This window comes from Streptomyces sp. 130, from assembly GCF_007096885.1.
Taxonomy (GTDB): Bacteria; Actinomycetota; Actinomycetes; order Streptomycetales; family Streptomycetaceae; genus Streptomyces.
Genome location: NZ_VJNO01000058.1, coordinates 25,242 through 33,497, shown reverse-complemented (window position 1 = coordinate 33,497; position 8,256 = coordinate 25,242). Strand labels below are relative to the sequence as shown.

General features: G+C 73.2%; 10 protein-coding genes. 3 read left to right on the top strand and 7 right to left on the bottom strand.

Translation table 11 applies throughout. The features are described from left to right. Window positions 1-55 precede the first annotated feature (55 nt). Complete coding sequence (locus FKN01_RS30610; RefSeq protein WP_143625910.1) at window positions 56-601, top strand: DUF6328 family protein; 546 nt, start codon at window positions 56-58, stop codon at window positions 599-601. Window positions 602-644: 43 nt separating this feature from the next. Here the strand turns inward: FKN01_RS30610 and FKN01_RS30605 are convergent, their stop codons facing one another. Beyond that, window positions 645-1,610, bottom strand: coding sequence for an LLM class F420-dependent oxidoreductase (locus FKN01_RS30605; protein WP_143625909.1), 966 nt, complete (start codon window positions 1,608-1,610; stop codon window positions 645-647). Window positions 1,611-1,735: 125 nt separating this feature from the next. On the opposite strand from FKN01_RS30605, the gene FKN01_RS30600 reads away from it, so the two are divergent. Beyond that, on the top strand, window positions 1,736-2,113 hold the full coding sequence (locus tag FKN01_RS30600; protein WP_143625908.1) for a VOC family protein: 378 nt from the start codon (window positions 1,736-1,738) through the stop codon (window positions 2,111-2,113). A gap of 80 nt (window positions 2,114-2,193) precedes the next feature. Here FKN01_RS30600 and FKN01_RS30595 read toward each other — a convergent pair whose 3' ends face one another. From FKN01_RS30595 to FKN01_RS30570, 6 genes are all read right to left on the bottom strand, one after another. Beyond that, window positions 2,194-2,862, bottom strand: a complete 669-nt coding sequence (locus FKN01_RS30595; protein WP_143625907.1) for an HAD family hydrolase — start codon at window positions 2,860-2,862, stop codon at window positions 2,194-2,196. Between the two features lie 29 nt (window positions 2,863-2,891). Continuing rightward, a complete protein-coding gene (locus FKN01_RS30590) occupies window positions 2,892-3,428 on the bottom strand; it encodes an isochorismatase family cysteine hydrolase (protein WP_143625915.1) in 537 nt (178 codons plus the stop codon). 67 nt (window positions 3,429-3,495) lie between these two features. Further along, window positions 3,496-4,179 (bottom strand): UdgX family uracil-DNA binding protein, encoded by a 684-nt coding sequence (locus FKN01_RS30585; protein ID WP_143625906.1) that lies wholly within the window; start codon window positions 4,177-4,179, stop codon window positions 3,496-3,498. Further along, window positions 4,179-5,216 (bottom strand): NAD-dependent epimerase/dehydratase family protein, encoded by a 1,038-nt coding sequence (locus tag FKN01_RS30580; RefSeq protein WP_185993057.1) that lies wholly within the window; start codon window positions 5,214-5,216, stop codon window positions 4,179-4,181. Before FKN01_RS30580 ends, FKN01_RS30585 begins: the two co-directional genes overlap by 1 nt. Window positions 5,217-5,245: 29 nt before the next feature. Beyond that, a complete protein-coding gene (locus tag FKN01_RS30575) occupies window positions 5,246-6,436 on the bottom strand; it encodes an alcohol dehydrogenase catalytic domain-containing protein (RefSeq protein WP_143625905.1) in 1,191 nt (396 codons plus the stop codon). Between the two features lie 40 nt (window positions 6,437-6,476). After that, window positions 6,477-6,656 (bottom strand): hypothetical protein, encoded by a 180-nt coding sequence (locus FKN01_RS30570; RefSeq protein ID WP_143625904.1) that lies wholly within the window; start codon window positions 6,654-6,656, stop codon window positions 6,477-6,479. 368 nt (window positions 6,657-7,024) lie between these two features. On the opposite strand from FKN01_RS30570, the gene FKN01_RS30565 reads away from it, so the two are divergent. Beyond that, a complete protein-coding gene (locus FKN01_RS30565; protein WP_143625903.1) occupies window positions 7,025-8,254 on the top strand; it encodes a cytochrome P450 in 1,230 nt (409 codons plus the stop codon). The last annotated feature ends 2 nt before the right edge of the window (window positions 8,255-8,256 follow it).

The following is an 8,256-nucleotide window of genomic DNA, read 5'->3' as shown; positions in this document are numbered from 1 at the left end:
GGCCGGGCGGCCCGCGCACAAAGGTTTCGGCACGAGGGAGGGAGGGACACCGCACATGGACAACGGACGAGGCGGGAAGAACGGCCGGGAGGACGACCGCGAGGACGTCCACCGCGGGCGGAACGAGACGACGGAGGAGCGGGCGGACCGCCGCTGGACGGAGCTGCTCCAGGAGCTGCGGGTGGCGCAGACCGGGGTGCAGATCCTCTTCGGCTTCCTGCTCGCGGTGGTCTTCCAGCCGCGCTTCGCCACCCTGTCGGAGGCCGACCGGACCATCTACGTCGTCACCGTGCTCCTCGGTTCGGCCACGGCGGCTGCGCTGATCGGGCCGGTCTGCTTCCACCGGCTTCTGACCGGCCGCCACCTGAAGCCGGAGACGGTGGTCTGGGCGTCGCGGCTCACCCTGCTCGGGCTCGTGCTGCTGTTCTGCACGATGTGTTCGGCGCTGCTGCTCATCATGCGCGTGGCGCTGCACAACTCGCTCGCCCTGTGGCTGGTGGGCGGGATGGCGCTGTGGTCCTTCGTCTGCTGGTTCGTCTTCCCGGCCTGGGCGTTGGCCCGGTCGTCCAACGGGCGCGGCGGCTCCGGGCGCGCTGAGTGACCCCGTACGCGCCCGGGCCCGGCGGCCCGGGCGCGTACGCGTGTCACATGGCCCGCAGGGCGGGCAGCAGCTTCTCCTGGGCCCAGTCGATGAAGGGCTTCTGGTGGTCGCCGCCGATCTGGACGAGGGCGACCTCGGTGAATCCCGCGTCGACGAAGGGGCGCACCGCTTCCACGAACTGCCCGACGTCGTCGCCGCAGGGCACCGCCTCGGCGATGTCGTCGGGGCGGACGTACTGCGTGGCCTGGTCGAAGGCGGAGGGGCCCGGCAGTTCCGAATTGACCTTCCAGCCGCCGACGGACCAGCGGAACTGGTCGTGGGCGCGTTTCACCGCCGCGTCGCGGTCGGTGTCGTAGCAGACGGGCAGCTGGCCGACGCGGGGCTTTCCGCCGCCGCCGTGCCGGTCGAAGTCGGTGAGGAGCTCCTCCTTGGGCTCGGTGGCGATCACCAGGTCCGCGAGCCGGCCCGCGATCTCGCAGGACCGGTCGCCGGAGACGGCGACGCCGAGCGGCACGGCCACGTCGGGCACGTCCCACAGCTTGGCGTTCTCCACGTCGAAGTGGGGGCCGTGGTGGTTGACGTAGCCGCCGGCGAGGAGCGCCTTGATGATCTCCACCGCCTCTTCGAGCTTGTCGAGCCGCACCCGGGCGTCCGGCCAGCCGCCGCCCACCACGTGTTCGTTCAGGCTCTCGCCGGAGCCGAGCCCGAGCCGGAACCGCCCCTCGGAGAGCAGTTGCAGCGTCGCGGCCTTCTGCGCCACGACGGCCGGGTGGTAGCGGGTGGTCGGGCAGGTCACGTACGTCATCAGCGGGATGCGGGTCGTGGCCTGCGCTGCGGCGCCCAGCACGCTCCAGGCGTACGGGGCGTGGCCCTGGGACTTCAGCCAGGGGAAGTAGTGGTCGGAGGTCACGGAGAAGTCGAAGCCGGCCTGCTCGGCCGCCACCACGTCCTCGACGAGGGCCCGCGGTCCCGACTGCTCGGTCATCATCGTGTATCCGAATTGCACCATATGGGATGGGTTACCGATCCCCGGCGGTCGAAACGTACGGCCCCGGATCATGTTTCCCCGGGGCCGGTCGCGGAACCCGTGAGGGGACGTCCGCACATCCGCGTACCCCGAAAGCGAGGAACGACATGGCTGTCGCGACCTACTGTCTGGTTGCCATCGACTGCCCCGACCCGGCGGCGCTCGCCGCCTTCTACCAGGGAGTGCTGGGCGGCGAGGTGACGCACGACAACGACCGCTGGTACGAGCTCCGCGTCCCCGGCGGGGCGCGTCTGGCCTTCCAGCTCTCCCCCGGCCACCAGCCGCCCGAGTGGCCGCGCGCCGACCGGAACTCCCAGCAGGAGCACCTGGACTTCGAGGTGGAGGACATGGAGGCCGCCCAGCGCGAGGTGCTCGCCCTGGGGGCCACGCCGCTCGATCTGGACGACGACGGCGGAAAGCGTGACTTCCGGGTCTTCGCGGACCCGGCGGGGCACCCGTTCTGCCTGTGCAACGGCGGCGGCTGAGGGCGCGGGGACCTGGGGCCGGGGCCGGGGGTCTCCGAGGCCCGGGGCTCAGGGACTCAAGGGCTCAGGGGCTCAAGGGCTCAAGGGCTCATACGGGCGATGACGCCGGTGTCGAGCCGTTCCAGGAGGGCGGCCGGGGACGCGTGGACCTCCACGGCCCCGGCCTCCTCCAGGTCCGCCCGCGGGATGCCGCCCGACAGCAGGCCCACGGCGGGGACCGACGCCCTGGTCGCCGCCGTCATGTCCCAGACGGAGTCGCCGATGTACACCGCCTCCCCGCTGCCGGCTCCGGCGATGTCCATCGCATGGCGGATCGGGTCCGGGGCGGGCTTCCCCTCGTCCACGTCGTCGGAGCTGGCGGTGCCGGAGATCACGTCGTCGGCGTCGAGCGCGCGCCGCAGGGCCTTCAGCTCGGAGCCGGACGCGGAGGTGGCGAGGACGATCGTCCAGCCCCGGCCGGCCAGGGCGCGCAGCAGGTCCGCGGCGCCGTCCAGCGGGGGCAGGCGTTCGAAATGGGTGGCGTACAGCGCGGAGTGCGCGGCGCTGATGCCGGCGTCCTGCTCCCGGTCCCGGCCGGGGCCCAGCAGATGGCCGATGAGGTCGTCGGAGCCGAGGCCGATCGCGCGGTGGATCGCGGGCATCGGCACGGTGTGCCCGGCCTGCCGGAACGCCTCCCACCACGCGGTGACGTGCAGGTAGTTGGTGTCGACCAGGGTGCCGTCCACATCGAACAGTGCGGCGCGCGTCATCACGATCCTTTCGGGCCGGCCGGGTGGTGTCACAGATCGATCTCTTCGGCGGCGCACACCCGGGCGCCCATGTTCCGTTCGGTCATCCGCAGGGCGGCGTCGGCCAGGTCGCGGTGGATGTGCGCCACCCCGTCGCGCGGAATGGTCAGGTCCATGTGGCGGATGTGCGCGTCGAGCGCGGAGTAGAGGATGCACTGCTCCGTCACCTGGCCGGTCAGGACGAGGTGGTCGACGTCCAGCTGGTGGAGCAGGTACGGCAGGGGCGTCTCGTAGAAGATCGAGTGCCGGGCCTTGACGACGAAGAGCGACTTCTCGTCGGGCTTCAGCGGCTCGACCAGGTCGGGGCGGGCGCCCGCCATGGCCGCCGCCACGATCTCCCCGTGGTGGGAGCGCCAGTCGCCGAAGTTGTCGTTGGCGTAGATCACGAGTGAACCACTGCCCCGGGCGGTCTTCAGCATGTCCGCGATGACGGGCACGGCCCGCTCGGCCGAGGGAAGGAGCCGGTCGGCGTCCTCGTGGTCGTACGGGTTGATCATGTCGATGACGATCAGCGCCTTGCGGGACATGGTTGCCATGGTGGCATCCGTGGGCATGCGCGGCGAATTGTCGCCCTGTGTCATGTCCGTCATCCGTTCACCGCAGGAACCGCGCGGCCACGCGCAGGTCGGCGCCGAGCCCCTGGTACGCCTGCGCCCTGTCCGGCGCTCTCAGTACGGCGGAGGGGTGCACGGTGGCGACCAGGCCCCGGGCCGGGCCGTCGTCCTCCTGCGCGGCCCGGGCGGCCGTGGGAAGGCCGGTGACGGGCAGGTACAGCAGCGTGCCCCGGCTCTCGGTGACCTTGAAGGAGTTGCCCAGCACGGACTTGCCCGCGGTGGCCCCGAGGACGACCACCAGTTCGGGGTCGACCCGGCGCAGCTCCTCGGAGAGCCAGGGGCGGCAGGCCGTCATCTCGCGCAGGCCGGGCGCCTTGTGGATGCGGCGCTTGCCCTCACCGGCCGAGGTGAACTTGAAGTGCTTGACGGCGTTCGTGAAGTACACCTCCCGCTCGTCGACCTCCGCCTCGGCCAGCGCCTCGCGCAGCAGGTGCCCGGCCGGCCCGACGAAGGGTTCGCCCGCGCGGTCCTCCTGGTCGCCGGGCTGCTCGCCGACGACGACCGTACGGGCATGGGCGGGCCCGTCCCCGAAGACGGTCTGCGTGGCGTTCTCGTACAGGGGGCACCCCCGGCAGTCCGCCGCCGCCCGGCGCAGCGCGGCCACGCCGCCCCGCGACGGCAGGTAGGACTGGGCGCCACCCTCCCGCCCCCGGTCGGCGCCCATCAGCTCCACCGGCTCCCGGTCAGCGGGGCGGTCTCCTCGCCGGTGCCGCGTACGACGCCGCGCAGGAACGCGGTCAGCGCCTCGGACGCCGAGTAGCGGGGCCGCCAGCCCAGCTCCCGGTGCGCCCGGCCGCAGTCCATGACGGGCAGGCGCAGCACGGCGTCGAAGAGGTGGGGCGACGCCGGGACCGCCCGGGCGTGCCAGGCGGTCGCCAGCGCGCCGCGTACGAGCGGCACGGGCGCGCGCACCACGCGCGCGTCGAGGAGGGCGCCGAGGGAGCGGGCGTCGGTGACGGTGTCGGCGGCCAGGTTGAAGGGGCCGCGTACGTCGCCGAGTACGGCGAGCCGGTACGCCTCGGCCGCGTCGTCCGTGTGCAGCACCTGGAACCTCAGCCCTTCCAGGTCCGGCACGAAGGGGAGCAGGTCGGGGCGGAGGAGCACGCCGGGGAGGTACTTGCCGCCGAAGATGCGCCGCTGCTCGGGGGCGGCCGTCTCCTTGAAGAGGAAGCCGGGCCGCATCCGTACCACCCGGATCCGCGGGTGGCGCAGCTCGAAGGCGTCCAGGGCCCGTTCCAGATACGCCTTCTCCCGGCAGTAGGCGGCGTCCGGCCAGCCGTGGGTGGGCCACTGTTCGTCCACTCCGGGCTCCCGCTTCGGCCCGGGTGAGTAGGCGCCCACCGACGAGGCGTGGACCAGTGCCGGGACCCCGGCCGCGCGCACCGCGTCGAAGACGCGCAGGGAGCCCTCGACGTTGCTGCGCCAGGTGACGACGGGGTCGTGGGTGGGCTGGAACCGCCAGGCCAGGTGGACGACGGCGTCCGCGCCCGTCAGCAGGGACGCGAGTGTGCGGGCGCTGTCCGGGCGGGAGAGGTCGACCCTCCCCCACTCGACACCGGGCAGGGTGAGGTCGGGCAGCCGCCGGGCGAGGCCCAGGACCGACCCGACGTCCGGGTCCTCGGAGAGGGCCCGGACGAGGCTCGTGCCCACGTTGCCGGTGGCGCCCGTGACGACGACCCGCGGCCCTTGCGATGCGTTCACAGTGAATCCCTCCGTCGCGACGTCGCGGCTCAGGGCCGCAGCAGCGTCTTGACCATGCCGTCGGCCTTCGCCTGGAAGGTCTCGTACGCCTTGGGACCGTCCTCCAGCGGCAGGTGGTGCGTGGCGAAGCCGTCGACGCCCAGCGGGTCCTCGTCCACGAGCAGCGGCAGGATGTCGGGCACCCAGCGCTTGACGTTCGCCTGCCCCATGCGCAGCTGGATCTGCTTGTCGAACATGGTGAGCAGGGGCAGCGGGTCGACCGATCCCCCGTAGACGCCGGAGACGGAGACGGTGCCGCCCCGGCGGACCACGTCGATGGCGGTCAGCAGGGCGGTGAGGCGGTCGACGCCGGCGCGTTCCATGAGCTTGCGGGCCGCCGCGTCCGGGAGCAGCCCGGTGGCCCATTGGCCCGCCTTGCCGAGCGGCGCCCCGATGGCGTGGGCCTCCATGCCGACGGCGTCGATCACCGCGTCGGTGCCCCGTCCGCCGGTGAGGTCGCGGACCGCGTCCGGCAGGTCCTTGCCGTAGCGGCCCAGGTCGAGGGTCTGGACGCCGCGCGCGGCGGAGCGGGCGAGGCGTTCGGGGACCAGGTCCACGCCGATGACCAGGCCGGCGCCCCGGTGCAGTGCGATGCGGGCGGCCATGTCGCCGATCGGTCCGAGACCGAGGACGGTGACGCTGCCGCCGGGCGGGATCGCCGCGTACTCGACGGCCTGCCAGGCGGTGGGCAGCACGTCGGACAGGTAGACGAACCGGTCGTCCGACGGCCCCTCGGGGACCTTGATGGGCAGGGTGTTGCCGAACGGCACCCGCAGCAGCTCCGCCTGTCCGCCCGGCACCTGCCCGTAGAGCTTGGTGTAGCCGAAGAGCGAGGCGCCGGTGCCGTACTCCCTGACCTGGGTGGTCTCGCACTGGGAGTGCAGGCCCTGGCCGCACATGAAGCAGGTGCCGCAGGAGACGTTGAACGGGACGACGACCCGGTCGCCGCGCGAGACGGCGGTCACCTCGGGGCCCGTCACCTCCACGACTCCCATCGGCTCGTGGCCGAGGATGTCGCCGGGATCGAGGTAGGGGCCGAGCACTTCGTACAGATGGAGGTCCGATCCGCAGATGCCCGTCGAAGTGACCCGGATGATGATGTCGGTCGGGTCCTGGATGACCGGATCGGGGACGGTCTCGACGCGGACGTCGCGCTTTCCTTGCCAGGTCAGTGCACGCATGAGTGAACTCCTCGCTGTCGGGTGGCGGTCGTGCCGCCGTTCAGTGGCGGGCCTCGCGCCGTACCGCCTTCGCCTCGGCCTGGGCGATCCGTCCCGCGGTCTCGCGCCGGCGCCCCTCCGCCTTCAGGCTCTGGTCTCCCAGCGCGGCGCCGTCCGACTTGAGCTTCGCCGCCTTCGCCCTCATGGCCAGGGCGCGGACGATTTCGGCATGCCGTCCCATATCTCCTCGGTTCCTCCCGGGTCGTCCCGCGGGCGTGCCCGCACAGCCGTTCCGTGCGACGGGTTCCCACGGAATCCGGGTTCAACCGGAATGCCCGCTTCAATCCGGAGCGAGCCGGTCCGGGCAGGTCGGCCGGGCTGCGCGAAAAGCCCCGGCCCCGCCCGCATGGCCCCCGGCGGCTCGGGTACCCGCCTGGCCAGGCTCCCGGCGTACGCGGGAGCAGGCGCTGCCGGTTGGGACCACAGCCGCAGCGCCGTCCAGCGGACTCCGAGTCGCGCGCCGGTCCCGGTGCGCCGAGGATCGACGGGCGGGGCGCCGACGCGCCCGCCCGCCTGCGCACGCACCCCGTTCTGTTCTACGGAGAGCTCATGGCCGACAGCACCCTGTCCCTCCTGCTCCAGGGTTACGCGTGGCTGCCCGACCGCCGCCGGCGGACCGGCGGGGCGCCGGTCCGCACCCGTCTGCTCGGCAAGCGGGTCATCGCGCTGCACGGTCCGCACGCCGTCCGCTTCTTCTACGACGAGGACCACGTCCACCGCCATGGGGCGCTGCCCGAACCGGTCATCGACACCCTGTTCGGCCAGGGGGCGGTCCACACCCTGGACGGTGAGCCGCACCGGGTGCGCAAGGGCATGTTCCTCCATGTGCTGAAGGACCCGGAGGGCGTACGGGCCCTGACGGACCGGGTCGCCCTGGAGTGGAAGGACGCCGTGGCCGGGTGGGCGGACCGGGACCGGGTCGTGCTGTTCGACGAGGTGGCCGGGGTGCTCACCCGCGCCGTGCACGCGTGGGCGGGAGTGCCGCTGCCGGAGGGCGAGGCGGACGGCGTGGCACGCGACCTGGTGGCCATGGTGGACGGGTTCGCGTCGGCCGGGCCCCGGCAGTTGCGCGCCCGTGCCGCCCGGCGCCGGCAGGAGAGGCGTCTGGCCCGCCTGGTGCAGCGGGAACGCGCCGACGGCGGCACGGGGGCCGCACACGGGGCGGGCGCCACCCCGTTCCGTACCGTCGTGCACCATCGCGATGCCGGCGGTGCGCCGCTCGATCCCCGTACGGCGGCGGTCGAGGTGCTCAACATCCTGCGCCCGACCGTCGCGGTCAGCTGGTTCACCGCGTTCGCGGCGCACGCCCTGCACCGGTGGCCGGAGCACCGGGCGGCGCTCCGCGGCGGCGACCCCGGCTACGCCCTCGCCTTCGCGCAGGAGGTCCGCCGCTTCTACCCGTTCGCCCCGTTCGTCGGCGGGCTGGCGGCGGACCGGCTCGAATGGGAGGGCCGCACGATCCGGCCGGGGACGCTGGTGCTCCTCGACCTGTACGGCCAGAACCACGACCCGGACCTGTGGCCCCGGCCCTATGTCTTCGACCCCGCGCGTTTCCACGGCACCCCGGTGCGCCCCGACGAGCTGGTCCCGCAGGGCGGCGGGGACCCGGCGACGGGGCACCGCTGCCCGGGCGAGGACATCACCCTGGCCCTGCTGTCCGCCCTCGCGGTGCTGCTGTCCGGCCTCGCGTACCGGGTGCCGGAGCAGGACCTCTCCATCCCGCTCCACCGCGTCCCGACGGCGCCCCGGAGCGGATTCGTCATCACGGGCGTCCGGTGACC

Excerpts from the sequence above, each read along its gene's own strand:
- FKN01_RS30610 (WP_143625910.1), top strand. The coding sequence starts at position 56 with ATGGACAACGGACGAGGCGGGAAGAACGGCCGGGAGGACGACCGCGAG.
- FKN01_RS30570 (WP_143625904.1), bottom strand. The coding sequence starts at position 6,656 with ATGGGACGGCATGCCGAAATCGTCCGCGCCCTGGCCATGAGGGCGAAG.
- FKN01_RS30575 (WP_143625905.1), bottom strand. The coding sequence starts at position 6,436 with ATGCGTGCACTGACCTGGCAAGGAAAGCGCGACGTCCGCGTCGAGACC.
- FKN01_RS30590 (WP_143625915.1), bottom strand. The coding sequence starts at position 3,428 with ATGTCCCGCAAGGCGCTGATCGTCATCGACATGATCAACCCGTACGAC.
- FKN01_RS30605 (WP_143625909.1), bottom strand. The coding sequence starts at position 1,610 with ATGGTGCAATTCGGATACACGATGATGACCGAGCAGTCGGGACCGCGG.
- FKN01_RS30595 (WP_143625907.1), bottom strand. The coding sequence starts at position 2,862 with ATGACGCGCGCCGCACTGTTCGATGTGGACGGCACCCTGGTCGACACC.
- FKN01_RS30600 (WP_143625908.1), top strand. The coding sequence starts at position 1,736 with ATGGCTGTCGCGACCTACTGTCTGGTTGCCATCGACTGCCCCGACCCG.
- FKN01_RS30565 (WP_143625903.1), top strand. The coding sequence starts at position 7,025 with ATGGCCGACAGCACCCTGTCCCTCCTGCTCCAGGGTTACGCGTGGCTG.
- FKN01_RS30585 (WP_143625906.1), bottom strand. The coding sequence starts at position 4,179 with ATGGGCGCCGACCGGGGGCGGGAGGGTGGCGCCCAGTCCTACCTGCCG.